Annotated in this window: 22 protein-coding genes; 6 read left to right on the top strand and 16 right to left on the bottom strand. The window is 65.4% G+C overall.

All coding sequences use genetic code 11. The features are described 5' to 3' along the window. Positions 1-51: 51 nt before the first annotated feature. A complete protein-coding gene (locus QRQ56_RS02700; protein ID WP_438737492.1) occupies positions 52-750 on the bottom strand; it encodes a histidine phosphatase family protein in 699 nt (232 codons plus the stop codon). Positions 751-884: 134 nt separating this feature from the next. On the opposite strand from QRQ56_RS02700, the gene QRQ56_RS02695 reads away from it, so the two are divergent. Further along, positions 885-1,670, top strand: coding sequence for an SDR family NAD(P)-dependent oxidoreductase (locus QRQ56_RS02695; RefSeq protein ID WP_438737490.1), 786 nt, complete (start codon positions 885-887; stop codon positions 1,668-1,670). Between the two features lie 874 nt (positions 1,671-2,544). Here QRQ56_RS02695 and QRQ56_RS02690 read toward each other — a convergent pair. Then, positions 2,545-2,817, bottom strand: a complete 273-nt coding sequence (locus QRQ56_RS02690; RefSeq protein ID WP_438737488.1) for a hypothetical protein — start codon at positions 2,815-2,817, stop codon at positions 2,545-2,547. A 208-nt stretch (positions 2,818-3,025) separates the two neighbouring features. On the opposite strand from QRQ56_RS02690, the gene argE reads away from it, so the two are divergent. Next, entirely contained in the window at positions 3,026-4,198 is a 1,173-nt protein-coding gene (argE, locus tag QRQ56_RS02685; protein WP_438737486.1) for an acetylornithine deacetylase, read from the top strand. 134 nt (positions 4,199-4,332) lie between these two features. Here argE and QRQ56_RS02680 read toward each other — a convergent pair whose 3' ends face one another. Both QRQ56_RS02680 and QRQ56_RS02675 read right to left on the bottom strand, forming a co-directional pair. Beyond that, positions 4,333-5,391, bottom strand: a complete 1,059-nt coding sequence (locus QRQ56_RS02680) for a phosphotransferase family protein (protein WP_438737485.1) — start codon at positions 5,389-5,391, stop codon at positions 4,333-4,335. A gap of 160 nt (positions 5,392-5,551) precedes the next feature. Further along, positions 5,552-6,787 (bottom strand): acyl-CoA dehydrogenase family protein, encoded by a 1,236-nt coding sequence (locus QRQ56_RS02675; RefSeq protein ID WP_438737484.1) that lies wholly within the window; start codon positions 6,785-6,787, stop codon positions 5,552-5,554. A 270-nt stretch (positions 6,788-7,057) separates the two neighbouring features. On the opposite strand from QRQ56_RS02675, the gene QRQ56_RS02670 reads away from it, so the two are divergent. Continuing rightward, positions 7,058-7,720, top strand: coding sequence for a TetR/AcrR family transcriptional regulator (locus QRQ56_RS02670; protein ID WP_438737481.1), 663 nt, complete (start codon positions 7,058-7,060; stop codon positions 7,718-7,720). Between the two features lie 71 nt (positions 7,721-7,791). Here the strand turns inward: QRQ56_RS02670 and QRQ56_RS02665 are convergent, their stop codons facing one another. From QRQ56_RS02665 to QRQ56_RS02640, 6 genes are all read right to left on the bottom strand, one after another. Next, positions 7,792-8,649 carry an outer membrane protein gene (locus QRQ56_RS02665; protein ID WP_438737480.1) on the bottom strand — a complete coding sequence of 286 codons (858 nt, stop codon included), beginning with the start codon at positions 8,647-8,649 and terminating at the stop codon, positions 7,792-7,794. A gap of 147 nt (positions 8,650-8,796) precedes the next feature. Then, positions 8,797-9,189, bottom strand: a complete 393-nt coding sequence (locus QRQ56_RS02660) for a RidA family protein (protein WP_438737479.1) — start codon at positions 9,187-9,189, stop codon at positions 8,797-8,799. Between the two features lie 97 nt (positions 9,190-9,286). Continuing rightward, positions 9,287-9,502: a hypothetical protein gene (locus QRQ56_RS02655; protein ID WP_438737478.1), complete on the bottom strand. Its 216-nt coding sequence runs from the start codon at positions 9,500-9,502 to the stop codon at positions 9,287-9,289. Positions 9,503-9,608: 106 nt separating this feature from the next. Continuing rightward, a complete protein-coding gene (locus QRQ56_RS02650; protein WP_438737476.1) occupies positions 9,609-10,487 on the bottom strand; it encodes a 3-keto-5-aminohexanoate cleavage protein in 879 nt (292 codons plus the stop codon). A 131-nt stretch (positions 10,488-10,618) separates the two neighbouring features. Then, complete coding sequence (locus QRQ56_RS02645) at positions 10,619-11,377, bottom strand: LytR/AlgR family response regulator transcription factor (RefSeq protein ID WP_438737475.1); 759 nt, start codon at positions 11,375-11,377, stop codon at positions 10,619-10,621. Then, entirely contained in the window at positions 11,365-12,462 is a 1,098-nt protein-coding gene (locus QRQ56_RS02640; protein WP_438737474.1) for a sensor histidine kinase, read from the bottom strand. The genes QRQ56_RS02645 and QRQ56_RS02640 overlap by 13 nt, the downstream gene beginning before the upstream one ends. A 209-nt stretch (positions 12,463-12,671) precedes the next feature. On the opposite strand from QRQ56_RS02640, the gene QRQ56_RS02635 reads away from it, so the two are divergent. Next, on the top strand, positions 12,672-16,037 hold the full coding sequence (locus QRQ56_RS02635; RefSeq protein WP_438737472.1) for an autotransporter domain-containing protein: 3,366 nt from the start codon (positions 12,672-12,674) through the stop codon (positions 16,035-16,037). A gap of 23 nt (positions 16,038-16,060) precedes the next feature. Here the strand turns inward: QRQ56_RS02635 and QRQ56_RS02630 are convergent, their stop codons facing one another. The 3 genes from QRQ56_RS02630 to QRQ56_RS02620 form a co-directional block, all read right to left on the bottom strand. After that, a complete protein-coding gene (locus tag QRQ56_RS02630; RefSeq protein WP_438737471.1) occupies positions 16,061-17,290 on the bottom strand; it encodes a CaiB/BaiF CoA transferase family protein in 1,230 nt (409 codons plus the stop codon). 182 nt (positions 17,291-17,472) lie between these two features. Continuing rightward, a complete protein-coding gene (locus QRQ56_RS02625) occupies positions 17,473-18,669 on the bottom strand; it encodes an MFS transporter (RefSeq protein WP_438737470.1) in 1,197 nt (398 codons plus the stop codon). A 134-nt stretch (positions 18,670-18,803) separates the two neighbouring features. Further along, positions 18,804-19,556, bottom strand: a complete 753-nt coding sequence (locus tag QRQ56_RS02620; RefSeq protein ID WP_438737468.1) for an NUDIX hydrolase — start codon at positions 19,554-19,556, stop codon at positions 18,804-18,806. Between the two features lie 101 nt (positions 19,557-19,657). Between QRQ56_RS02620 and QRQ56_RS02615 the strand changes: the two genes are divergently transcribed. Both QRQ56_RS02615 and QRQ56_RS02610 read left to right on the top strand, forming a co-directional pair. Beyond that, entirely contained in the window at positions 19,658-20,704 is a 1,047-nt protein-coding gene (locus QRQ56_RS02615; RefSeq protein WP_438737466.1) for an SPFH domain-containing protein, read from the top strand. After that, positions 20,688-21,623 (top strand): sugar kinase, encoded by a 936-nt coding sequence (locus tag QRQ56_RS02610; protein ID WP_438737465.1) that lies wholly within the window; start codon positions 20,688-20,690, stop codon positions 21,621-21,623. Before QRQ56_RS02615 ends, QRQ56_RS02610 begins: the two co-directional genes overlap by 17 nt. Positions 21,624-21,626: 3 nt before the next feature. Here QRQ56_RS02610 and QRQ56_RS02605 read toward each other — a convergent pair whose 3' ends face one another. Genes QRQ56_RS02605 through QRQ56_RS02595 form a run of 3 tightly spaced genes read right to left on the bottom strand, consistent with a single transcriptional unit; the run spans position 21,627 to position 23,668 of the window. Continuing rightward, positions 21,627-21,830: a hypothetical protein gene (locus tag QRQ56_RS02605; RefSeq protein ID WP_438737463.1), complete on the bottom strand. Its 204-nt coding sequence runs from the start codon at positions 21,828-21,830 to the stop codon at positions 21,627-21,629. A 51-nt stretch (positions 21,831-21,881) separates the two neighbouring features. Next, positions 21,882-23,219 carry a PQQ-dependent sugar dehydrogenase gene (locus QRQ56_RS02600; RefSeq protein WP_438737462.1) on the bottom strand — a complete coding sequence of 446 codons (1,338 nt, stop codon included), beginning with the start codon at positions 23,217-23,219 and terminating at the stop codon, positions 21,882-21,884. Further along, positions 23,216-23,668 (bottom strand): DUF2231 domain-containing protein, encoded by a 453-nt coding sequence (locus tag QRQ56_RS02595; protein ID WP_438737460.1) that lies wholly within the window; start codon positions 23,666-23,668, stop codon positions 23,216-23,218. The genes QRQ56_RS02600 and QRQ56_RS02595 overlap by 4 nt, the downstream gene beginning before the upstream one ends. Between the last annotated feature and the right edge of the window lie 59 nt (positions 23,669-23,727).

The following is a 23,727-nucleotide window of genomic DNA, read 5'->3' as shown; positions in this document are numbered from 1 at the left end:
CTCGAGATTCCGGGTTCGATGCTTCGCATCGCCCCGGAATGACAGTCTAACTTACGCCAGCTTCTTGACTTCCGGTCCGGCCAGCTGATGCATCGCCGCGTGCGCGTCATCGGCGATCCACGGCTGCTGGTTCACCATCGGCAACCGCCAGACCGAGCGTTCGGGGCTCGCGAAATAATCCAGCCGCGTGATCGAGCAATTGTCGATGTCGAACGACAATGCGCGCTCGATCTGGCCGTCCAGCGCAAGCCCGATCGCCGCCTTGATGGTGCCGCCATGCGCGACCGCGATGATGTCCTGCCCGCCGGCCTCGCCGTTGATGCGCTCGATGGTGCGGCGGGTGCGGTTGTAGAGATCCATGAAACTTTCGCCGCCGGGCGCGGGCTCGTTGATGTCGGCGAACCAGCTCGAACCGACGGGACGGCTGGCGATGAACTGCGCGCGGTTCATGCCCTGCCAACGGCCGAGATTCTGCTCGGCGAGATCCGGCTCCCATGGCATCGACGCAGGCTTCGGGTACCCGGCCGCCCAGATCGCATCGGCCGTCTGGTGCGTGCGCATCAGATTGCTCGAATACCAGACCGCCTTGCGTGGCAGCACCTTGGCAACAGCGTTGAAAACATAGGTATCGCTGGTGTCGCAGGGCAGATCGCTCTGCCCGTAGATATTGCCGCCGTCATTGCGTACCGGCGCGTGACGAACCCACCACCACCGCGTCGTGACCACATTCGGCTTGTCTGCGCCTGCCATCGAAACCCTTCCATCCCGTCTGATGTCGCTGTACGTGAGGTGGCAACGTGTCTCAAGACACTTTACCGTTTGAAATCTTGTTTGAAATTCCGTCGCGCGGCAAGCGTCGCGTAGCCACCACAAGGGAGAAACGCATGGGCCGCCTGCAAGGCAAATCCGTCATCATCACCGGCGCCGGCAGCGGCATCGGCCGCGCGGCTGCGCTGCTGTTCACCAGAGAGGGCGCCAGGCTGATCGCGGTCGATCGCACCGAGGCGGTGAAAGAGACGGTCGACGAGATCAAGAAGGCCGGTGGTATCGCCGAGGCCATGATTGCGGATGCGGGCTCCGAAAAGGACGTCAGCGCCGTGATCGACAAGGCGGTGAAGACGCATGGCCGGCTCGACGTGATCTGGGCCAATGCCGGAATCTCCGGCGGGCTCGTGCCGCTCGCCGAGCAGACCGTCGAGCACTGGCAGGAGATCTTGCGCATCAACCTGATCGGCCCGTTCCTCGCGGTGAAGTATGCGATGCCGCACATGGTCAAGCAGCAATCCGGCGCGATCGTGCTGACCGCGTCGGTGGCGGGCCTCAAGGCCGGCGCCAGCGGACATCCTTATGCCGCGAGCAAGGCCGGCGTCATCAGCCTGGTGCAGACCACCGCCTATTCGCTCACCGGCACCGGCGTGCGCATCAACGCGGTGTGCCCCGGCCTGATCGAGACCGGCATGACCAAGCCGATCTTCGACCGCGCCAAGGAGCGCGGCACGCAGGGCAAGATCGGCCAACTCAACCCGCTTCAGCGCCCCGGCCAGCCGCACGAGCTCGCGGCGATGGGCCTGTTCCTCGCCAGCGACGAGGCTTCCTATGTCAACGGCCAAGCCTTCCCCGTGGACGGCGGCCTGACGGCGTCGATGCCGTACGCGGGCAAGCCGGTCTAGCACCGGTCTCGTGTCCCGGACGCGCTGCAGCGTTCTGACGCTGCTGCGCAGAGCCGGGACCCAGCAGGCCACGGCATTCGCTACAACATGGGCCCCGGCTCTGCAGCGCACCGCTAAGAAGCGCTGCGCTGCGTCCGGGGCACGAGACCATCGTTTGAACACGCACTGTCTCAACACCGTCATTGCGAGCGCAGCGAAGCAATCCAGGAATCCTTCCGCGGAGGCAGTCTGGATTGCTTCGTCGCAAGCGCTCCTCGCAATGACGGAAGGCGTAGGAGCAGCGGACATCTCTCTCGTGTCCCGGACGCGGTGCGGCACGCAGTGACGCTCCGCAGAGCCGGGACCCAGCAGGCCGCGCACTCGCTGATGCATGGGCCCCGGCTCTGCAGCGCATCGTCGAAGTGACGCTGCGCTGCGTCCGGGGCACGGGACCATCGTTTGAACACGCACTGTCTCAACACCGTCATTGCGAGCGCAGCGAAGCAATCCAGACTGCCACCGCGGAAGGACTCTGGATTGCTTCGCTGCGCTCGCAATGACGTGGTGATGGCATCGCTCCTTCAATGCGCACCTTCCTCTGCAGACACAGTTGCGCGTCCTCGCGGCTCATTTCGCCCGAGTTTTGCTTGATCGTCTCGCCCTCTCGTGAACGAGGGCGCAGGGAAGACCGGGAGCCGGTTGGCTCCCGTGGACCGCCATGCCAAGGGCAGACTGCGTGTGCTGCTGCATAGCGGTAAACAGGGCAACCGGAGACATCCCGGCCTTCCCTGCGCAGTGGTTTGACGGCTTATGTCGTGCTCTCCCCGGGAGCGTTGCACTATTGCCCCGTCGCCTTGCGGATCACCGATGCGTGGGCCCGGTTGGACCGTCCACATCACCGCAAGACTTGACGCCAGACCGCGGGCGTCAGGACCACACGATTTTGCCGTACGCCGATCACACCGGTCGTGTGCGCGATGGCTTCGTTCACGGTTTCCCGCCCTGCAAAGCCCGTCGCGCCGATGTGACCCACGTCCACCGCCACCCGGCCCGCGTTCGTGACGATCGCGATACGCCCCTTGTCCTTGGGCCGGGATGCCGCGACAGATACGCCATTCCCGAATTTCGGTAAAGCGGAATATTTTTGATCGCCTGCATTGACCGGCATCTCGGGTGTTTTGCCCGTCGGGCAACGCGATATCTTGTAGCCCGGATGAGCGAAGCGACATCCGGGATTCCAGGTAACGAGCGACCCCGGGTATCGCTTCGCTCACCCGGGCTACGGGGAAGCGTCAGTTGATTTGCCCATCCGGCCAAGGCGTTGGTATGGTTCCTGCAGGCACTTCCGCTTCCCTACCCCCTGACAAGAACGTGACATGCCAAGTTCAAGACCCGACCGTATTCGAAAACTCCTCACCGACCTCGTTGGCTTCGACACCGTCAGCGACCGCACCAACCTGCCGCTGATCGCCCATATCGAAAGCTACCTCGCCGCACTCGGCGTCGGCTTCGAGCGCATCACCGACGAGACCGGCCAGAAGGCCTCGCTCTGGGTCACGATCGGGCCGCAGGACCGGCCGGGCCTGGTGCTGTCCGGCCATACCGACGTCGTGCCGGTCGTGGGCCAGGACTGGAGCCATGATCCGTTCAAGCTGGTCGAACGGGACGGCAAGCTCTACGGCCGCGGCACCACCGACATGAAGGGATTTGTCGCGGTGTGCCTCGCCATGGTGCCGGAGATGCTCGCGGCGAAGCTCGCAACGCCGATTCACCTGGCGATCTCCTACGACGAGGAGATCGGCTGCGTCGGCGTGAGGCCGATGCTGCGCGAGGTCGCCAAAAAGAAGATCAGGCCGCTCGGCGCCTTCATCGGCGAGCCGACCGAGATGAAGGTCATCATCGGCCACAAGGGCAAGCACGGCGTGCGCGCCACCTTCCACGGGCTCGCGCGCCATTCCTCGATCGCGCCCGAGGGCGTCAACGCGATCGAATATGCGGCCGAGCTGATCGTCGAGATCCGCCGCCGCGCCGTGGCGCTCGCCGCCGCGCGCGCGACGGACAGCCTTTACGACGTCCCGCATTCGACCCTGCTCACCAGCATCGTGCATGGCGGCGCCGCACTGAACATCGTGCCCGATACCTGCACGGTGGATTTCGAATGCCGCGGCATCGGCATCACCGAGTCGCGCGAGGTGACGGATGCGATCGTCGCCTGGGCCAAGGCCGAGCTCGAGCCGGCGATGAAGGCGCGGCATCCGGACTGCGGCATCGATTTCGAGGAAATTTTGGATTATCCCGCCCTCGACACCGCCGCTGATGCCGCAATCGTCACGCTCGCCAAGAGCCTCGCCGGGCGCAACGACCACGCCAAGGTTGCGTTCGGCACGGAGGCGAGCTTGTTTGCCGCCATCGCCGACGTGCCCTCGGTGGTGATCGGCCCAGGCTCGATCGCGCAGGCGCATACGCCGGATGAGTTCGTGGAGATGGCGGAGCTGGAGAAGTGCGCAGGCTTCGTGGAGAGGCTGATCGCGCATTGCGCGAAGGGGTAGATGGAGATTGCTGGGTCCCGGCTCTGCGGAGCAGCACTACGTGCTGCGCCGCGTCCGGGACACGAGAGCTGGGCAAGAGCGCAAACCCATCACCAAACCAAAAGCGCGGCCACCAGCCGCGCCTTCGTCATTTTCTACACCGCGCCGGCCTTCTGCGCGTACTCCCATGACGCCTTCGACAGCGGCACGGTGCGCTTGGCGGATTCCAGTGCCTTTGCATTCGCCGCGGTGCCGTCGCGGACGCGGCCGGCGATGCCCTGGGTGATGCCGGCGAGGCGGAACAGGTTGTAGGCGAAGTACCAGTTGAGATCGGGCACCGTCATCTTGGTGACGTTGCAATAGATCTGCGCGGCCTCTTCAACGCTCGGGATGTTGAGCGCCTTGAGGTCGGCGCCGTCGAGGCCCGGCATGACCCACTGCATCAACAGATAGGTGAAGTCGGCCATGGGATCGCCGAGCGTCGACAGCTCCCAGTCCAGCACGGCCAGCACGCGCGGTTCCGTCGGATGGAAAATCATGTTGTCGAGGCGATAGTCGCCATGGACCACGGAGACGCGGGCCTGCTCGGGCACCGTGCGCGGCAGCCATTCGGCGACCTTCTCGAACTCCGGAATGTGCTGCGTCTCGGAGGCGCGATACTGCTTGGTCCAGCGGTCGATCTGACGCGCAAAATAATTGCCGGGCTTGCCGAAATCGCCAAGGCCGATCGCCGTGGGATCGTACATATGGAGCTTGGCCAGCGTCTCGATCTTGCTGGTGAAGATCTTGCGGCGATCGTCCGGCGTCTGGCTCGGCAGCGTCGGATCCCAGAACACCCGGCCCTCTTCCATCGACATGATGTAGAAAGCCGAGCCAATGACGCCGTCGTCCTGGCAGAGCGCATAGGCATGCGCGACCGGAAAACCCTGCTTTCCGAGGGCCGCGATCACGCGATATTCGCGATCGACCGCGTGCGCCGACGGCAACAGTTTGCCGAACGGCTTCCTGCGCATCACGTAGGAACGCTTCGGCGTGTCCAGCCGGTAGGTCGGATTGGACTGGCCGCCCTTGAACTGCAGGACCACCAGCGGGCCCTCATAGCCTTCGACGTTGTCGCGCATCCAAGCTTCGAGCCGCATCTCGTCGATACGATGACGCTCCTCGACCGGCTTGGTGCCCGAGAACTCTTCGTCTTTCCTGACGCCGTCAGCCACGGTGACGCTCCCTCTTCAGTTCTGACCTTTTCAGGCCAAGCATGATCCTAATCGGTAACCGCTGACGCACTTGCGTCAAGCGGTCATTCCGAATGGGACCATGCCTTGTCGTTTCTTCCAGCCGGGAATGCCGCAGGGCATTCCCGGCTGGTGCTCGCTCTTAATGCTTGGGCGAGTTGGCATACTTCCGAACTTCGAGCCGTGCAATGGCGCGATTGTGCACCTCGTCCGGACCGTCGGCGAGACGGAGCGTGCGGATGTGGGCGTAGTCCTTGGCAAGGCCCGCCTCGTCCGACACGCCGGCGCCGCCGAACGCCTGGATCGCCTCGTCGATGATCTTCAGCGCCATGTTGGGCGCCGCGACCTTGATCATGGCGATTTCGGCCTGCGCGGTCTTGTTGCCGACCTTGTCCATCATGTCGGCTGCCTTGAGGCAGAGAAGGCGCGTCATCTCGATGTTGGTGCGGGCATCGCCGATGCGCTGCTCCCACACCGAGTGCTCGACGATCTTCTTGCCGAAGGCGGTGCGCGAGGACAGCCGCTTCACCATCTTCTCGAGCGCCTCCTCGGCCTTGCCGATGGTGCGCATGCAATGATGGATGCGGCCTGGACCGAGACGGCCCTGCGCGATCTCGAAGCCGCGGCCCTCGCCGAGCAGGATGTTCTCCTTCGGCACGCGGACGTTGTCGAGCAGCACCTGGGCGTGGCCGTGCGGCGCGTCGTCGAAGCCGAACACCGGCAGCATCTTCTCGACCTTGATGCCGGGGGTGTCGAGCGGAACCAGGATCTGCGACTGCTGCTGGTGCTTGGCCGCGTTGAAATCGGTCTTGCCCATCAGGATCGCGATCTTGCAGCGGGGATCGCCGACGCCCGACGACCACCATTTGCGGCCGTTGATGACGTAATGATCGCCGTCCTTCTCGATGCGAGTCTCGATGTTGGTCGCGTCGGACGAAGCCACCGCCGGTTCCGTCATCAGGAAGGCGGAGCGGATCTCGCCGTCCATCAGCGGACGCAGCCATTTGCGCTTCTGCTCCTTGGAGCCGTAGCGGATGAACACTTCCATGTTGCCGGTGTCGGGCGCGGAACAGTTGAACACTTCCGAGGCCCAGGTGATGCGGCCCATCTCTTCCGACAGCATCGCGTATTCGAGATTGGTCAATCCCGCACCGCGGAATTCGTCGTCCTCATGCTCGTTCGGCGGCATGAACATGTTCCAGAGGCCTTCGGCCTTCGCCTTCTTCTTGAGGTCCTCGAGCACCGGGATCACCTTCCAGCGTTCGCCGCTGTGGTCCTGCTGGTCGTAGACCGGCACCGCCGGACGCACGTGCTTGGCCATGAAGGACCGCACGCGATCAAGCCATTCCTTCTGCTTGGGCGACATATCGAAGTCCATGGGACGCTCCTCGTCTCTCTCTTTTGCGATCTCGTTTTGCGCCGACTGTCCTTCCGCATTGCGCCGCCCGCAAGTTGCGAACGAGTCTCGATTGCGATTGACATTCTCCGGCCTTCAAACGATAGTTTCATACAAGTGTTTGAATTGCAACTCCCTCGCTCACACGACGTCATTCCGGGGCGGCCCGCAGGGCCGAACCCGGAATCCCGGAATGTGGTGCGAGATTCCGGGTTCGCGCTTCGCGCGCCCCGGAATGACGGGATAAGAGCCATGGCCAGCGATCATACGAGGTCTGCCATTCTCGCCGCCGCCGAACGGCTTTATGCCGACCGCGGCTTCGGCGACGTGACGCTGCGCGACATCGTCGCGGAGGCCAATGTCAACCTCGCGGCGGTGAATTATCATTTCGGCTCGAAGGATGAGCTGATCGCGGAATTATTCGTCACGCGCTCGATCGCGACCAACCGCGAGCGCCTGCGCGAATTGAAGGCGGCGGAAGAACACGGCGGCGGCCGCGCGCCGATCGAGGTGATCCTGCACGCGCTGGTCGGGCCGACCTTGCGCGGCTGCCTCGGCCCCGAGAACCAGCGCTCCACCGCGGCGCGCTTCATGATCCGCGCCTCGATCGAATCCGTGCCGCCGATCCGCCGCATCAAGAACCGCGAGATCGACCATTTGCGGAAATTCGCAGGCGCGATGCGCCGCGCCCTGCCCGAGCGCAGCGACGTCGATATCTATTGGGGCCTGAATTTCGCGCTCGCGATGGCGCACCACACCATCCGCGAGAGCGAGCGGCTGACGAAACTGTCGGAAGGCAAATGCGACCTCGACGACGTCGAGGACGTCGTCGCCCGCGTGGTCAGCGTGGCGACGATGGCGCTGACGGCGGGCAAGGCCGAGGCGAAGGCGCCGTCAAGGGTGGCGGTGCGCTGACGCGTAGCAAGCCAACGCGAAAACCCGGCCACAACAGGCCGGGTCTCGCGCATCGCAATAGACTCGCGGGATCAATTCACCCGGGCAGCGCCACCGAACTTGTAGCTGAATCCGATCCGGCCGATGTCGTAGCGCTGATTGCGCGACCACGAGGCGCCACAGGGCCCTCCGCTGGAACAATTCACCAGAGCGAGATTGAGCTTGTCGGACACCGATCCGACATCGACGTGCAGATATTCGGACCGCACGATCAAGTTCGGAGACAGCATTACCTCTGCGCCGACACCTGCGACCCACCCGGTGCTCAGGCTCGAGAAATTCTGCGCGCTCAGATTCTTGGTCCCGTCATGTCCGCATCCGTTGACCCGGCAATCGACCGTGATGGTACTGCGCAGGTCGGCCAAAGCGAGACCGCCGGTGCCGTAGAGCAGAACACGGTCGAAGGCGTAGCCGAGACGTCCCCGCAACGTTCCAATGCCCTGCGTCTCGCTCTGGACCGTGACGAACCCGAAGCCGTTGTCGCGGCATGGAACACCGAATGTATCGGTCTCGCGGCAGAACGAGTAGCTGGACTTGGTCCATTGCCAGTCGCCTTCGACGCCGAAGACCAGCCGCGAGACCTGCCAATTATAGCCGAGGTGAACCCCGCCGATGGCGGATGAGGATGACGGCGCCTGCGATTGAGTCGTGGGACTGTCCGGTTCGTTCTCGAAGAATTCCGAGCGCCCCGACGACGTGGTCTGGCTGGCGCCGCCGACATCCGCGCCAAGATAAAATCCCGACCAGTCCCAGGCCGCGCCCGCCGCTGCCGCCTTCGCATAGCGCGGCCCGACATCGGCAGCATTCGCACCGGCAAGGCCGACGCAGAAGATGCCCGCTGCAGCGATCGCCCCGGCCAGCACTCTCTTCGAAAAAATCCAAGCAGACATCTGTGCCCCTTCCATCGACCCGCGCTCCTTCGCGAGTCGGCCATCGATGGAACAGACCTAAAGAGAACTCACCTCGCGCGCGTCATTCGCTCGGATGATGCCCGGCGGCTTGCTGCGCAGTGTTGCCGATCTGCAATAGCTCCGGCTTCACGCCATCGCGATGCAGTCGATCTCGACGTCGAAGGGACCGAACCATTCCGGCGTGCAGACGAAGATGCGCGCCGGCGGATCGACCGGGAAGTAGCGGGCATAGACGGCGTTGAAGGCGGCGAAGTGCCTGGTCGAGGTGCAGTAGACGTTGCACTTCATGACATTGTCGAGCGAGGCGCCAGCCGCCTGAAGGCACAGCTTCATCTGCTCCATGATGATCTCGCTCTGCCGCTCGATGGTCATCCCGCCGATCTCGCCCGTCTTGGGGTCGAAGGGCGGCAAGCCTGCGACGAAGATCATGTTGCCGGCGCGCGTCACCGGCGATGTCGGCGCCTTCACACGGTCGAGGAAGGACGAGATCGGCTCGACGCGGAGCGCTTCACGTTTCATGGGCGACCACCTTCAGTTCAAGCGAAACTGAGGCCTGACTACATCATCCTGCAGCCGGCATGTTTCGCTGAAGCTCGAAGTGTGATCGTGCGCGGGCTCAGGCCCGCTGCGGCATCTCCTCGGCCTCTTCCTTGGCGAGCAGCAGCAGCATCTCGATGCCCATCTCGCCTTCCTGCGGGGAGCGGATGAACTTTATTTCTTCGGCGCTCTGCCGCAGCGCGGCGACGATGGCGACGGCCTGGTTGGCGGTCGCCGCCTCGGTGGCCAGAACCGATTTCTGGTTCTTGGCCTGGAACCCGATGGTGTAGGACATGCACTTCCCTCCCCGAACTCAAGTGGAGAGATCGAATCAGAGTCGCGCGCAAAGCGGAAGCCTGTGCGACTACGGACCGGAGTTATCTGGGGATGGCGCGCAAGCCTCAGGCAAGGCCGAGCATCGCCCGAGCGTCTTGCGCGGTCGCGACGCTCGCGCCGAGGCTCTTCAGAATGCCCGCGGCGTGGGCGACCAGCTCGGCATTGGTCTTCGCCAGCACGCCCTTGGACATATAGAGATTGTCCTCCATGCCGACGCGGACGTGGCCGCCGAGCAGCCAGGCTTGCGCCACCATCGGGAATTCGGCGCGGCCGATGCCGAAGCCGGACCAGATCGCGCCCGATGGCAGCAAGCTGCGGGCATAGAACATGGTCTCTGGCGTCGCCGAGAAACCGTACTTCACCCCGAGCACGAGCGAGAACAGGCCCGGCCCCTTCAGCGTGCCGTCGGCGAACAGGTCGCGCGCCAGATGGCAGTCGCCGCTGTCGAACAGCTCGATCTCCGGCAGCACGCCGGCCGCCTTCATCCGCTCCGCCATGATGCGGACGTTGCGCGGCGTGTTGATCACGACCTCGCCGCCGGAATTCATGGTGTTGAGGTCGAGCGTGCAGATGTCGGGCTTGAGCAGCTCGATGTGCTCGACGCGCTTTTCCGGCGGCAGCAGCGTGGTGCCGGGACCGGCGACGCGGGGATCCTCGACCGAGGGCACGAAGCGTCCGCCGGGGCCGGTGGTGAGGTTGATGACGAGGCTCTTGTTGCGGGCGCGGATGCGGTCCACGACATCGCGATAGAGATCGATCTCCATCGAGGGGCGCCCCGTTGCGGGATCGCGCACGTGGATGTGGGCGATGGCAGCGCCGGCCTCGGCCGCCTCCAGCGCGGAGGTTGCGATCTGCTCGGGCGTGATCGGCAGATACGGCGACTGCTCGGGCTTCGTCAAATTGCCGGTGATGGCGCAGGTGATGATGGTCTTGCCTGATGTCATGACTGCCGCCTTTTCGTTGCTCTTTTCTGGTGCCGCCGCCGGCGCTGGATTTCGCCACCTTCAGCCAATTGCCCGCCATGAGCAAGCACCCTCCCGACGATCGCGGCTCGGCCTGCCGCCAGTCCGCCCGATCAGGTCCCCTCGCGCTCCGCAGGATTGGACGAGGCGCGGCGCGCCATGCCGGGATAGAGCTTCCTGATCCGGGCCGCGGTCGCACGTCCAACCACGAACGCCTCGGCGCAATCGTCGAGCCTGATCCGCATCGTGTCGCGATCGACCGTTTCGATCTCGCGTATCCTGTCCGAGTTGACGATCAAGGAGCGATTGATGCGCAGGAACGGCGGCGTCGGCACCTGGGCCTCGAACTTGCCGAGCGACTGTCCGACCAGGATGGCGGGACCGTTCGCCACGAACACGCGGGTGTAGTCGCCCTCGGCACGCATGGCGGCGATGGCATCGATACGCTGGATCACCGTGCGCGTGCTGGTCCTGAGACGCAAGGCGGGCGCCTGAATCTTGAGGAGAGCCTGTCGTGCAGCCTGCGCCTTTTCCAGCTTGGTCACCGCCGCGGCCAGTCGTTCCGGGTCGATCGGCTTCAAGAGATAGTCCAGCACGGCGAAGTCGTAGGCCTTCACCGCATAGCGATCGTGGGCGGTGACGAAGACGACGTCGGGGCGCTCCTGAAGATCCCGCAACAGATCGAACCCGCTGCCGCCATGCATCTCGATGTCCAGGAACAGCGCGTCGGGCCGTTCGACGCGGATCAACTCCATGGCCGTCTTCAGCGAGGCAGCCTCGCCGACCACCTCGAGCTGCGGGTATGCGCCGAGAAGCCGCTGCATTCCGCGCCGGGCCAGCGCTTCATCGTCGACGATCGCTACGCGGAGCACGGTTCACCCCGCAACAGCAGCCCCGCAGTCACCCTGTCGCCGGTCTGGCGCAGGCTGAACTCATGCCGGCCCGGATAGTGCAGTTGCAGACGCCGGTTCAGGACCGACAGGCCAACGCCGGGGTCGCCTGCGTTCTCCCAGTCGGGCCTCAACTCCCCGGGGCCGGTGACCGATATCTGCAGCCCGGATTCTTCGCCGAATTCCTCGCCAGAGTCCTGGGCCACCGCCCCGATCGCGATATCGACATGCGCGTGGCCGGCCTTCAGGCCATGCTTGACGGCATTCTCGACCAGCGGCTGCAGCAGAAAGCTCGGCACGATGCGCCGGCGGGCCGGCTCACTGGACTCCAGCCTGTAGTCGAGCTCGGGACCGAAGCGGGCTTTCTGCAATTCGAGATAGGAACGGGCTGCGTCGAGCACCGAGGCGAGCGAAGTGACGGTTCGATCCCGCTGGTCGAGCGAATAGCGCAAATAGGCTGCCAGTTCACGCACCATGCCCACGGCCGCGTCCGGATGATCCGGGATCTCGACGGCGATGCCGTTCAGCGCATTGAACAGGAAATGCGGATCGAGCTGATGGCGCAAATGACGCAGCTCGGCCTTGAGGACTTCGGATTCTGCTCCCATGGCGCGCTGCTTCTCGCGATCCGCGGCAATCTCGGCGGCGGTCCAGAATTGCGCAAACCGCCAGCCTGCGAACACGATGATGTAATAGACCCAGGGCGCCACCCATGACTGGACCGTTCCCCAGTTCGGCACGGGCCAGCCGGTCACAGCGGTCACCAGCCTGACCCAGCAGGTCAGCAGGAACGCAGCGCCGACGCACAGCAGCGCGTTGAGGAGAATAATCCGGACGAGGTCGGAGCCGGCCGCGGAATATCCGCGCAGGAGCAGCGGCCGGAACGCCAGGATGATCGGCAGCGTCAAGGGGTCGACCAGCAGGCTGATCAGGAAGGCCCGATGGAAGTCCTGGAAATGGGCCATGCGCACCAGCGTTCCGAGCGCCGCCAGCAGGCAGACGCCGACGATTGCCAGCAGCCACGAGCCCTGCCCCCTCATCGCGATCGGCCGAACGAAGTCACGCATCACGGTCATCAACCCCCAGCTTGACCCGGAAGATATCGCGGGGCGGTCGCTTTGTCCCCCGACGAAAGCCCGGTTCATCGGCGATCCGGCCCGGTTCGTCGAATGACGATGGCGACCGTTCCGCCGATGTTGTGTTGTCGCCTCCGATTCAAGCGCTGGACCCGACGGCAAGCCGTCATTTGTCCGGCGAAGCCGGGGGGAAGCGACAGTTGGAATACCGGGGTCATCGTTCGCGCCTGCGCGGCGCAGGGGCGCTGTTGTCGATGACGGCACTGGCGACGATCTGGAGCGCCAGCCCGGCTGCGGCCGACTGCGCCGTCACGGCCTCTCCGAACACCGTCTCCTGCACCGCAGACACCCCGACCGTCTCCGGCACCAACACAAATGCCGGCACCTCGCCGTCAAACCTCGACACGCAGGCGTTCAACACCGGCGGCGATGTGACGGCCACCATCGCCAACGGTGTCACGATCACCGGCTCCGGCCTCACGATCGACACGTCGGAGAGCGGCGCCGGAATCACGTTCAACAACAATGGCGCCGACATTCAGACCACCAACGCCAATTTCGGCGGGATCAACCTGCGCACCAGCGACGGGGCGATCACTTATAACAGCGCCACCGGTGCCACGATCGACACCACATCGGTCGCCTCGCTGATGCTGTTCTCGCAGAGCACCGCCGCGACGGGCGATCTCACCGCGCACGTCAACGGCAACATCACCAATACCGGCTCGGTCGGCGCGGGCGTCGGCGCGCTGCTGCAATCCTACGGCCCCGTCAATGTCCTGCTCGACGGCACCGGCAACATCTCCGGCCGCACCGGCGTTGCGGTCAACACGCTCAACGCCAACAGCGGCAGCGCCAACATCACCATCAGTGGCAGCGGCAATATCACTTACACCGACACGGGCGGTTACGGCATCCAGATCGAACAGGGGGCCAACGCGGGCGTGATCACGGTGAACCGCACCGGCACCATCACCGGGCCTGGTTCTGGTGCCGGCAACAATGATGGCATCTCCATCCGGAACCAGGGCACCGGCGGCGTGTTCGTCACCGGCATCGGCGCCATCAGCAACGTACGCTGGGGCATCGTGGTCGCCGGCAGCAGCGATATCACGATCACACCGGGTGGGAGCATCAGTTCCGCAGCGTCCGGCATCTACACGCAACAGAACGGTGCCGGAACGGTCAACATCACGTCCGCCTTCGACGTCACTTCGACGGCCGGCACTGCGATCACAGCGAACGCGTACGGAACCGGCAGCGAGACTGTGACCGTCACCGGCGGAACGGTGTCGGGCAAACTTTCCGCAGTTACTCTCTATGGCGGCGGCTCGGGCAACCTTACCTTCAACATGAGCGGCGGGACCCTGCTCTCGTCCACCGACATCGGATCTGGCGGTCTCAATCTCAATCAGCAGAGCACCGGCAACGTCACGGTTCACCAGACCGGCGGCTCGATCGGCCTCGCCGCGACCCCGATCGTCGGCACCGGCGTTTTCGTCAACGCCAGCGGCGGCAACATCGATGTCGCGACGGCCGATGTCTACGCGACGAATGTCGCGATCCGCGCGATCGCGGGCGGCAACGGAAGCGTCACAATCGCGAACTCCGGCGTGGTGCGCTCGACGAACGACGATGCCATCGTAAGCACCGCCAACTCCGGTGCCACGACCATCACCAATCATGGCTCGCTGTTCGGCGCCGGTCCTGACCCCGTCGTGCTGGCGACCTCGACGGGCGGAACGATCTCGATCGACAACGCCGCCGGCGGCGTCATCGCAAGCACGCTTCCCGCGCCCGAAACACGCTCTGCCATCGTCACCAACGGCGGTGCGAGCACCATCGCCAACAGCGGCAGCCTCTACGGCCTGATGTCGCTCGGCAACGGCGCCAACACCGTCACCAATGACGGGACCTGGAGCACGACCGGCACGAATTCGTTCGGAAGCGGCATCACGACGCTCACGAACACCGGCATCCTCAACGCCGGCAACGGCACGACCTTCGGCGGCGGCACCCTCTCGTTCACCAGCACCGGCACCTTTGCGCCGACGGGCACCGTGACCGTGAACGGAAATCTCGGCCTCGGCGGCATTTACCAGATCAATCTGGCCGGGGGCACTGCCGACAAGACCGTCGTCAACGGCACCGCGACGCTGAGCAGCGGCACCGTTCGCGCCGTCCAGCTCGGCGGCGGCTTCATGGTCGGGCAGAGCCTGGTGATCCTGACGGCGACAGGCGGCGTCAGCGGCACGTTCGGCGCATTGGACCTGAGCGGTTCGATCAAAGCGCATCTCGGCTACGATGCCAACGACGCCTACATCGTGATCGATCAGGCCGCTCTGTCCGATGCGCTTCTCAACGGCACCATCAACCAGCGCAACGTGGCGAGCGGCATCGACGCCGCGCTGAACAAGGGCGTGCCATCCGGCGGCTTCGCACCGATTTTCGGCCTCACCGGCTCCGCGCTGGCCGGCGCGCTGGACAGTTTGTCCGGCGAAGTCACGACCGGCGCGGCGACGAGCGCGTTCCAGTCGATGAACGGCTTCGTCTCGCTGCTCACCAATACCGGTCACGCCGCCTTCGGCGGCCAGGCCGCGAACGGCGGCGGTGCAATCGGCTATGCCGAACAGCCCCGGCTGCCGCCGGCATTCGCCTCTGCCTACGCGGCAACCTCCCCGGCCGGCGCATCACGCGATCCCATATCCGCGCTCGATCGACGCTGGGGCGTGTGGGGCGCAAGCTATGGCAGCACCGGCAAGCTCAACGGCGAAGGGGTGGTGCTCGGCTCGCATGACGTGACGCCGCGAACCTATGGGATCGTCGCCGGCGCCGATTACCGGGTCAGCGCCGACACCGTGCTGGGTTTCGCCCTGGCAGGCGGCGGCACGAGCTGGGGTTTGAGCAACGGCCTCGGCAGCGGCCGCAGCGACGTGTTTCAGATCGGCGCCTATGGCACGCACAAAGCGGGAGCCGCCTATCTGTCGGGTGCGCTGGCCTATGCCTGGAACGGCATCAGCACGAGCCGCACCGTCACTCTTGCAGGCCTCGACCAGCTCAACGCGCGCTTCAACGGCCAGACCTTCGCTGGACGCATCGAGGCCGGCTATCGGCTGGCGACGCACTTCATGGGGATCACCCCCTATGCGGCGTTGCAGGCACAAAACTTCTCCACACCGGCCTACGGCGAAGGCGCGGCGTCGGGAGGTGGCACGTTCGCGCTCGCTTACGATTCGCGGAGCACCGCCACGCTTCGGACCGAACTCGGAAGCCGGTTCGACAAGACAGTGGCCGCAGGTGACGCTGCGACGCTGGTCATGCGTTCGCAGGTCGCATGGGTGCACGACACCAACACCGAGCGGGCCATGAGCGCGGTGTTCCAGACGTTGCCGGGATCGGCCTTCACGGTCTACGGCGCAGCCGCACCGAAGGATTCAGCCCTGCTGTCCTCGGGCGCCGAGCTGCGCTTCGTCAACAATGTGACGCTGGGCGCCCGGGTCAGCGGTGAGCTGGCAGGCGGCGCGCGCGGCGTGTCCGCGCAGGGGTCGCTGCGATACGACTGGTAGCGCCGCGCCGGTGCGCCGGCGCCTCAGATGATCCCATGCGCCTTCAGCTCCTCGATCTTCCCGGCATCATAGCCGAGCTTGCCGCCGAGCACTTCCTGCGTGTGCTCGCCGAGCAGCGGCGGGGCGCGATATTCGGTGATGGGGGTGCCCGAGAGGGTCAGCGCGTTGCGGATCAGCGACAGCTCGGGTTCGAACTTGTGCTGCGTCTTCACCCGCATGCCGCGCGACTGCACGTGCGGATCGGCGAACACCTGCTCGAAATTGTTGATGGGGCCCGAGGGCACGCCGGCCTCTTCCAGCTTGTCCAGCCAGTAGGCCACCGGTTGCTTCAGGAACAGGCCGGCGAAGATCGCCATGATCTCCTTGCCGTGCACGACGCGATCGTTGTTCTTGACGAAGCGCGGATCGCTCGCAAGCTCCGGCGCGCCGAGCACGGCGCAGGTCTTGCGGAACTGGCCGTCATTGCCGACCACCAGCATCAGCTCGCCATCGGTGCAGCGGAACACGCCGGCGGGCATGCCGCCATTGCCCCAGGTGCCGCGCCGCGGCGGTGTCTTGCCGTTGACGAGGAAGATCTGGAGCCAGTGCGACAGCGAGGCGATGACGGTATCGAACAGGCAGACGTCGATGTGCTGGCCCTGACCGTTGTTGACGTCGCGATGATAGAGCGCGGAGAGAATGCCGATCGAGGTGTTCATGCCGGTCATGTAGTCCACGATCGACGGGCCGACCTTCATCGGCCCCTCGCCCGGCTCGCCGTCGATATGGCCGGTGACGCTCATCAGGCCGCCCATGGCCTGCAGGATGGCGTCATAGCCGGCGCGCGGCGCGTAAGGGCCGGTCTGGCCGAAGCCGGTCACCGAGCAATAGATGATGCCGGGATTGATCGCCTTGATCGTCTCGTAGTCGAGGCCGTAGCGCTTGAGATCGCCGACCTTGTAGTTCTCCATGAAGACGTCGACGTCCTTGGCGAGCTCGCGGATGATCGCCTGCCCCTCGGGCTTGGCGATGTTGACCGTGACCGACTTCTTGTTGCGGTTGGCACAGAGATAGAACGAGTTGTTGTTGTTCGCCTTGCCGTCCGGATCGGTCAGGTAAGGCGGCCCGAAGGCGCGCGCGTCGTCGCCGGTGCCCGGCCGCTCGATCTTGATCACCTCCGCGCCGAGATCGCCCAGCATCTGGGCCGACAAAGGCCCGGCCAGCACACGGGTGAGGTCAAGGATCTTGATGCCTGAAAGCGGCAGGGCCGACATGTCGATTTCCTCCGGGGAACTGATTTTGGCGCGGCGGCGTCAGGCCATTCCGTGCTCCCTGCGGATACACCATTTTGGGGCCCTGAGCACTGCACTGGGGGCATACGGCTATCCTCCTGCCGGCCCCAAGACCGCCGCCCTCCGCAACTTTCCGCGCCGCGAATATTTCCCGACGGCTCAGGTTACGCCAACACCACAAGCGGCCGCCGCCGCCCCAGGAGGGCCAAAATCAGCACCGTTGCGCAGGAGAACACCAGCGTCAGACCGAGCGCGCCGCGGCTGCCGAATTCGGTGAGCAGGCCGACGAGAAGCGGCGGCGAGATCGCGGACGCCAGATTGAGCGGCAGCGCGATCATCGACATCGCCTTGGCGAACTCGGCCTGGTCGTAGAACACGAGCGGAATGGTGGCCCGCGCCACCGCCATCGCGCCGCTGCCGGCGCCGTAGAGCAGGATGAAGGCCGCGACCGCCCAGGTCGCGCCCTCGCTCGCCATCAACAGCAGCATGGCAATCGGGAGCGCCGTGCCGGCGACGAGCCCGGTCGTGATCCCGTCCCACCGCCCGCCGCCGAGAAGATCCAGCCCGCGCGCGCTGACCTGGATCACGCCGAGCATCGAGCCGAAGGCGAGCGCCTGCGCCGGCGCCAGTCCCTCGGCCCGGAGCAACTCGATCAGGATGGCGCTGATGCCGAAATTGACGAAGGCGTTCAGCGTGATCACGCAGACGACGAGACCGAAGGTGCTCCTCGGAACCGCAGGCGGCGGCGCGGCCCTGGCCGACGCACCGCCATCGTCGGTCGCAATTTTCCGGCGGGGCGCGAGGATCGCATAGAGCGGAAGGTTGATGAGAAGCATCATCGCCGCATAGACGAGACAAGTGCCGCGCCAGCCGAGATGCCCGCTCAGGAACGAGGTGGTCGGCCAGAATATGCTGCTGGAGAGCCCCGTCACCAGCATCAGCCCGCCGATGGCATTCTTGGCCCCTCGCCCGGCGACCTCGTTGAGCATGATGTACGCGCCGGTCGAGAGCGTGGCGCTGCCGCCCATGCCGAGTATGACCCAGCCGGCGAAATAGAGCAGCGGCTCGCGCGCGAAGAACAGCACGACATAGCCCGGCACGGACACGATCGTCCCCACCATCATCACCTTGCGCGCGCCATGCCGCGCGAAGGCCTTGGCGAGCCACGGTGCGCACAGGCCCATCGTGACATACAGCACCGAACTGCCCGCGAACACGCCCGGCAGGCTCATGCCGAGACCGTCCGCAAGCTCGCGGCCCACCACGGCCGGAAGACCGATCGTACCCCATCCGATGAGTTGGGTGATGGCGAGCACTAGCAGGACGCCGATCAGCCTGCTGTCAGATTTCAAGAACCGCATTCCAAACGTTCGCCTGCCCGGCCGGCGCAGATCGCGCCCGCGCGATCAGTCTTAGCCGGAGACGGAGACCACGGGCATGTCCGTTCCGAATGGCACCGCGGCGCTGGCCGCAGGGCGGCGCCGCGATCATGGGCTTAGTCCGGCGGATTGAACGTGCGCACGAAATAGACGGGCTCACGGCCCTTCTTCAGCCGGTAGAGCTGCGCCGGACGGTTGGGGCCGCGGCGCATCCTCGCCACCGGCTCGATCATGTCGGCCGACAGGATGCGCGTGCGGAAGGCGCTCTTCTCCAGCGGACGATCGAGCACGATCTCGTAGACCCGCTGCAGATCCGGCAGCGTGAATTCGGCCGGCATTAGATAGGCCGGCAGCGAGGTATACTCCACCTTGTTGCGCAGGCGCTGGATCGCGGTCGCCAGGATCTCGCCGTGATCGAAGGCGAGCTTCTCCTTCAGCCTGCCTGCGGATAGCGGAAACCAGCGTGCGTCCGCAGCGAGCTCGCCCGCCGCCTCCGGGATCAGCGCGAAATAGGCATGCGTCGCCGACCAGCCGCGCGGATCGCGCGTCGCGCTTCCCCAGCTTCCGAGCTGCTCGAGGTAAGGGCTGCTGACGCCGGTCTTCTCCCGCAACTTGCGGGCTGCGCACGCCGCGAGATCGCGGTCCTTCGCGACGTCGACGAAGCCTCCCGGCAGCGCCCAGCTTTCCGGAAACGGCTCGCCCTCGCCGGCCGGCCGCCGCACCAGCAGCACCTGAAGGCTGTCGTCCAGGATCGCGAAGATCGCCACATCGACCGTGGTCAAAGGGCGCGGAAAGTCCAAATCTCCAGACTTTCCAACATCTTTGCCGATATCCTTGCCGAGCCCTTTGCCAGCCGCCTCGCCCGCCATCGCCCTCTCCCTTGTCCGGCCTTGACAGTAGCATAGTTAGTTGTACAGTCCAACTTACTTAGTTGCTCAGGCACACTTACAGACAGCGATCGGAGAAGACCATGTTCGGCGTCAGGTTCATCAAGGCTCAGCCCACCACCTATCTGATGAAGTACCGCGCCGGCGCCATCGTCGCCGAGGGCGCCGGTCTTTCCGCGCTCTATTACGCGCCGGTGACCATGCTGGTCGCCGTGCCGATCGGCAGCCGCGATGCCTCCTTCATCTTCGAGCAGACCGCGCGCGACTTCCAGACCCTGACCGTGCAGGGCCAGGTGACCTATCGCGTCAGCGACCCGAAGAAGGCGGCCTCGATGCTCGACTTCACGCTAAAGGCCGACGGCAAGACCTATGAGAGCGACGATCCGGAAAAGCTCCCCGAACGGATTCTCGGCACGGTCGAGGTGCTCGCCCAACAGGCGGTGAAGGAATTGACGCTGCGGGAAGCCCTGCAGGCCTCCGACCGCATCGCCGAGCTCATTCTGGGCGGATTGAGGGCCCGCGCCGACATCGAATCTCTTGGCCTCGAAATCCTCGGCGTGTCGATCCGCGGCATCAGAGCGACGCCGGACACCGCGAAGGCGCTGGAGGCGCAGGCGCGCGAGGCGATCCTGAAGAACGCGGACGAGGCGATCTTCGCCCGGCGCAACTTCGCCGTCGAGCAGGAGCGCGCCATCCGCGAGAGCGAGCTCGACACCGAGATCGCGGTCGAGCAGAAGAAGCGGTCGATCCGCGAGACCCAGATGGACGCCGAGGCGAGCGTCGCCGCCAAGCGCAACGAGCTGCGCGAGGCCGGCATGGCCGCGGACATCGTGCTGGAAGGCAAGCGCAAGGATTTCGTCGGCCTCAATGCCGGGAACACCCGGACGCTGGCGGACGCCGAGGCCTATCGCGTCGGCGCGCTGATGAAGATCTTCGAGGGTGTCGACACCCGCGTGATCCAGGCGCTGGCCGCGGCCGGCATGCAGCCGGGTCAGCTGATCGCGCAGGCCTTCACCGGCATCGCCGAAAAGGCCGAGAAGATCGGCCAGCTCAACGTCTCGCCGGACCTGCTCAGCCAGCTCATGGAGAAGCCGAAGCCGACGGAGGCCGCCAATGCCCGCCGCCAATGACCGCAAGATCGTGCTGGTGACGCGCAAGACCAGGCTGGAGGACCTGATCGCGCGCCACCTCACGGCGTCGCAGGCGCGCTTCTATGTCGAGCATCTCGGCGCCGACTTCTCCGACTATGAGCGCGAGCACGAGGTCTACCAGGCGCAGCGTCACACCACGGTGCAGGCGCTGGAGCAATGGGGACGCTACCAGGTGATCGACCGCAGCTTCCTGCCGAACTTCATCTTCGCGCCCGACGACATCGTGGTCGCGCTCGGCCAGGACGGCGTCGTCGCCAACACGATGAAATATCTCGACGACCATCCGCTGATCGGGCTCAACCCTGACCCCGCGCGCCACGACGGCATTCTGCTGCCATTCGCGCCGCGCGACCTCGCAAAGCTGCTGCCGGAGGTCGCCTCCGACAAGCGCGGCAGCCAGGCCGTGACGATGGCGGAAGCCCGGCTCGGCGACGGCCAGATGCTCTACGCCGTCAACGATCTCTTCGTCGGCGCCCGCACGCATGTCTCGGCGATCTACGAGCTTGCGACCGGCGGCACCAAGGAGCGGCAGTCGTCGAGCGGCTTGATCGTTTCGACCGGGCTCGGATCGACCGCCTGGTTCAAGAGCATCGTCACGGGATCGCTGGCGATCGCCGGCAGCTTTGGCCAGCCTCCCTTGCTGAGCGGTTACGAGACCCTGCCCTGGGATGCAGCGGAGCTGCGCTTTGCCGTGCGCGAGCCGTTCCCCAGCCGCCATTCGCAGACCAGTCTCGTCTGCGGCCGGCTCGCCCCGGCGGACACATTGCGCATCCGCTCCCTGATGCCCGAGAACGGCGTCATCTTCAGCGACGGCATCGAAGCCGACCGCCTCGATTTCAACGCCGGTGCCGAGGTTGCGATCGGGATTGCCGCGCGGCGCGGCCGGTTAATCCTGTGATGGCTAGCTGCCGAGCGCGTTCTCGCCGGCTTGGCGGCCGGGCACGCTGACCTGGACTTCATGTCCCTCACGAAGCGCGAGGGATGCGGCGGCGACCGCGGACTCGAACGCGGCTTCCTTGGTGGCGTAGGTGTTCTTGACGTCGCCGTCGTGCAGCACGCCCCATTCGTTCTGCACCGGCACGATGGCATATTGAGCAAGGCCCATTGTCTGGCTCCTGAGTTCCGAAAAGCGTCTGCCGATAACGCGGCCGCGCGCCTAACGTTGCGTCAGCTGCGGATGCGCGGCGGTGACGCGCCACACCGTGTTGCCGCTGTCGTCGGCGACCAGCAGCGCGCCCGATTTGTCGATGGCGACGCCGACGGGCCGGCCGCGCGCCTTGTTCTCGCCGTTGAGAAAGCCGGTCACGACGTCCTGCGCCGGTCCGCTCGGCTTGCCATCCGCGAACGGCACGAACACGACCTTGTAGCCGTTGAGCACCTGCCTGTTCCAGCTGCCATGCTCCCCGACGAAGGCGCCGCCGCGATAGGCCGCCGGCAGGCTGGTGCCGGTGTTGAAGGCCATCCCGAGCGGGGCGACATGCGAGCTCAAGGCATAGTCCGGCGCGATCGCCTTGGCGACGAGATCCGGCCGCTGCGGCTTGACGCGGGGATCGACGTGCTGGCCGTAATAGCTGTAGGGCCAGCCATAGAAGCCGCCGTCCTTCACCGAAGTCATGTAGTCGGGCACGAGATCGGGACCGAGTTCGTCGCGCTCGTTCACCACCGTCCACAGCGCGCCGGTCTGCGGCTCGAAGCTGAGACCGTTGGGATTGCGCAAGCCGCTCGCGAAAACGCGCCAGCGCCCGCTGGCGCGATCGACCTCGAGGATGGCGGCGCGGCTGTGCTCGGCTTCCATGCCATTCTCGGTGATGTTGCTGTTTGAGCCGACGCCGGCATAGAGCTTCGAGCCATCGGGGCTGGCGACCAGGCTCTTGGTCCAGTGATGGTTGATCGGCCCGCCCGGCAGCGGCGTCAGCACCGTACCCGCTGCGGTGATCTTGGTATCACCCTCCGTGTAGGGATACTTCACGATCGCATCGGTATTGGCGACATAGAGCTCGTTGCCGACCAGCGCGATGCCGAACGGCGAATTGAGATGATCGAGGAACACGCTGTGCGTATCCGGCACGCCGTCGCCATTGCTGTCGCGCAGCAGCGTGATGCGATTGCCGGGCCCGGTGTCGTCGCCGCCCGAGGTCGCCCAGGACTCGATATATCCCATGACGATCTCTTTGGGCCGCTTGATCCCCGCCCCCTTCGGTGCCTTGGATTCCGCCACCAGCACGTCGCCATTGGGCAGCACGTAGAGGAAACGCGGATGCTGCAGGCCGGTCGCGAAGGCCTTGATCTGGAGGCCCTGCGCCACAGCAGGCGTCTCGTCCTTCTTCCAGCCGACGATGCGCGCGATGTGCATGGGCGGAAGCAGATATTGCTGGATGTCGGGAAGTTGAGGGTTGGCGCCGATCTGCGCCTTGGGATCGCCGCTGCCGTCATTGCAGGCGGCCAAGAGCAGTACCGAGGAGCACAGCAGCGCACGGACCATCGGGACTGTCATCGCGCAACTCCCACGCCGTGGCGATAGACCAGCGCCCAGCCGAGCCAGCCGGTGATGGGCAGGATCAGCACGGTGACCACGGACAGCACGAGCCCGGTCGGCCACACCGAGGTCCAGGCATCGCGGGTGTGGATCAGCGCGTTGACGATGGCGACGATCAGCGCCAGCGCATTTCCGATCAGATGCGGCCAGGCCGGTGTCTGCGCCCGCACCAGGCGGTTGCCGAGGAAATCGGTCAGGCCGGCGATTGCGGCCAGCACGCCGAAGACGACACCGACGACGAGAAGCCAGGCGGAGAAATCCGCCCACATGATCTCGGCGCTGGCGACATAGGCGATGTCGGTGAAGAGTGCCCCGATGAAGCACGCGATCGGGATCGGCACCAGCATAGGGTGAATCGGATGACCCGCGATCTGCGCGGTGGTGCGCACGCGCACGTCTTGCTGCACGGTCGGCCTCGTACGAGTTTCGGTCCTGCCCGACCGGCCAACCCGTACGCGGAGCAATG

The organism is Bradyrhizobium sp. U531, from assembly GCF_051710265.1.
Lineage (GTDB): Bacteria > Pseudomonadota > Alphaproteobacteria > Rhizobiales > Xanthobacteraceae > Bradyrhizobium.
This window is presented reverse-complemented; position numbering and strand designations above follow the sequence as displayed.

Bases quoted from the DNA above. Each gene is read 5' to 3' on its own strand.
- QRQ56_RS02700 (WP_438737492.1), bottom strand. From the start codon at position 750: ATGGCAGGCGCAGACAAGCCGAATGTGGTCACGACGCGGTGGTGGTGG.
- QRQ56_RS02695 (WP_438737490.1), top strand. From the start codon at position 885: ATGGGCCGCCTGCAAGGCAAATCCGTCATCATCACCGGCGCCGGCAGC.
- QRQ56_RS02690 (WP_438737488.1), bottom strand. From the start codon at position 2,817: ATGCCGGTCAATGCAGGCGATCAAAAATATTCCGCTTTACCGAAATTC.
- argE (WP_438737486.1), top strand. From the start codon at position 3,026: ATGCCAAGTTCAAGACCCGACCGTATTCGAAAACTCCTCACCGACCTC.
- QRQ56_RS02675 (WP_438737484.1), bottom strand. From the start codon at position 6,787: ATGGACTTCGATATGTCGCCCAAGCAGAAGGAATGGCTTGATCGCGTG.
- QRQ56_RS02670 (WP_438737481.1), top strand. From the start codon at position 7,058: ATGGCCAGCGATCATACGAGGTCTGCCATTCTCGCCGCCGCCGAACGG.
- QRQ56_RS02665 (WP_438737480.1), bottom strand. From the start codon at position 8,649: ATGTCTGCTTGGATTTTTTCGAAGAGAGTGCTGGCCGGGGCGATCGCT.
- QRQ56_RS02660 (WP_438737479.1), bottom strand. From the start codon at position 9,189: ATGAAACGTGAAGCGCTCCGCGTCGAGCCGATCTCGTCCTTCCTCGAC.
- QRQ56_RS02655 (WP_438737478.1), bottom strand. From the start codon at position 9,502: ATGTCCTACACCATCGGGTTCCAGGCCAAGAACCAGAAATCGGTTCTG.
- QRQ56_RS02650 (WP_438737476.1), bottom strand. From the start codon at position 10,487: ATGACATCAGGCAAGACCATCATCACCTGCGCCATCACCGGCAATTTG.
- QRQ56_RS02640 (WP_438737474.1), bottom strand. From the start codon at position 12,462: ATGCGTGACTTCGTTCGGCCGATCGCGATGAGGGGGCAGGGCTCGTGG.
- QRQ56_RS02630 (WP_438737471.1), bottom strand. From the start codon at position 17,290: ATGTCGGCCCTGCCGCTTTCAGGCATCAAGATCCTTGACCTCACCCGT.
- QRQ56_RS02625 (WP_438737470.1), bottom strand. From the start codon at position 18,669: ATGCGGTTCTTGAAATCTGACAGCAGGCTGATCGGCGTCCTGCTAGTG.
- QRQ56_RS02620 (WP_438737468.1), bottom strand. From the start codon at position 19,556: ATGGCGGGCGAGGCGGCTGGCAAAGGGCTCGGCAAGGATATCGGCAAA.
- QRQ56_RS02615 (WP_438737466.1), top strand. From the start codon at position 19,658: ATGTTCGGCGTCAGGTTCATCAAGGCTCAGCCCACCACCTATCTGATG.
- QRQ56_RS02610 (WP_438737465.1), top strand. From the start codon at position 20,688: ATGCCCGCCGCCAATGACCGCAAGATCGTGCTGGTGACGCGCAAGACC.
- QRQ56_RS02605 (WP_438737463.1), bottom strand. From the start codon at position 21,830: ATGGGCCTTGCTCAATATGCCATCGTGCCGGTGCAGAACGAATGGGGC.
- QRQ56_RS02600 (WP_438737462.1), bottom strand. From the start codon at position 23,219: ATGACAGTCCCGATGGTCCGTGCGCTGCTGTGCTCCTCGGTACTGCTC.